Below are 1,029 nucleotides of genomic sequence, written 5' to 3'. Positions count from 1 at the left end.
CCGCTCGACTTGCATGTATTAGGCACGCCGCCAGCGTTCGTCCTGAGCCAGGATCAAACTCTCCAAAAAAGAGTTATGAGTTAGCTCATAAGTTAAAACGTTGGCTCATGTTCTTCTATAATAGAAGTCATGAATAATTTATTGTTTGTTGACGCTTGTTTGTTTAGTTTTCAAAGAACAATTTCACCGACCAGTTCATCCTGTCAGCTTTAATATACTAACACGGATAACCAACGCGGTCAAATGGTATTTTATGGTGGAGCCTAGCGGGATCGAACCGCTGACCTCCTGCGTGCAAGGCAGGCGCTCTCCCAGCTGAGCTAAGGCCCCGTATTAAATTGAAGATGGTCGGGAAGACAGGATTCGAACCTGCGACCCCTTGGTCCCAAACCAAGTGCTCTACCAAGCTGAGCTACTCCCCGTTATATTGAGAAAAAAATAGTGGCGCGCCCGAAAGGAGTCGAACCCATAACCTTCTGATCCGTAGTCAGACGCTCTATCCAATTGAGCTACGGGCGCATATTTAGTATATTAGCTTACTTGGTGGTGCCGAGGACCGGAATCGAACCGGTACGGTAGTCACCTACCGCAGGATTTTAAGTCCTGTGCGTCTGCCAGTTCCGCCACCCCGGCTAAGAAATGGAGCGGAAGACGGGATTCGAACCCGCGACCCCAACCTTGGCAAGGTTGTATTCTACCACTGAACTACTTCCGCATTATATAGAAATTTAATTTACTGTCGTAAAAAAACTTGGTGCGGGTGAAGGGAGTCGAACCCCCACGCCTTGCGGCGCCAGATCCTAAGTCTGGTGCGTCTGCCAATTCCGCCACACCCGCATATTCAATCTATTCCGCCGAAGCAGAAGATAAGGAAGATTCTTTTCGCGAGCGCGAAAAAATCTTGGTGAGCCATGAAGGACTCGAACCTTCGACCCTCTGATTAAAAGTCAGATGCTCTACCGACTGAGCTAATGGCTCGTACAAGTGGTGCCGGCGAGAGGACTTGAACCCCCAACCTACTGATTACAA

At 48.9% G+C, this 1,029-nt stretch carries 7 tRNA genes and 1 rRNA gene; all 8 read right to left on the bottom strand.

Annotated features, from left to right (window positions below):
* Nucleotides 1-69, bottom strand: a 16S ribosomal RNA gene (locus tag B5X77_RS00040); the annotation flags it as partial.
* A 185-nt stretch (nt 70-254) separates the two neighbouring features.
* A tRNA-Ala gene (locus tag B5X77_RS00035) sits at nt 255-330 on the bottom strand.
* Nucleotides 331-345: 15 nt separating this feature from the next.
* Nucleotides 346-422, bottom strand: a tRNA-Pro gene (locus B5X77_RS00030).
* Between the two features lie 20 nt (nt 423-442).
* Nucleotides 443-519, bottom strand: a tRNA-Arg gene (locus B5X77_RS00025).
* A gap of 25 nt (nt 520-544) precedes the next feature.
* Nucleotides 545-633 (bottom strand) — tRNA-Leu (locus tag B5X77_RS00020).
* A gap of 7 nt (nt 634-640) precedes the next feature.
* A tRNA-Gly gene (locus B5X77_RS00015) sits at nt 641-715 on the bottom strand.
* Between the two features lie 37 nt (nt 716-752).
* A tRNA-Leu gene (locus B5X77_RS00010) sits at nt 753-837 on the bottom strand.
* A gap of 65 nt (nt 838-902) precedes the next feature.
* Nucleotides 903-978, bottom strand: a tRNA-Lys gene (locus B5X77_RS00005).
* Nucleotides 979-1,029 lie beyond the last annotated feature (51 nt).

Source organism: Mesobacillus jeotgali, from assembly GCF_900166585.1.
Classification (GTDB): domain Bacteria; phylum Bacillota; class Bacilli; order Bacillales; family Cytobacillaceae; genus Mesobacillus; species Mesobacillus jeotgali_A.
The sequence above is the reverse complement of the archived record's forward strand: the minus strand, read 5'-3'. Positions and strand labels throughout refer to the sequence as shown.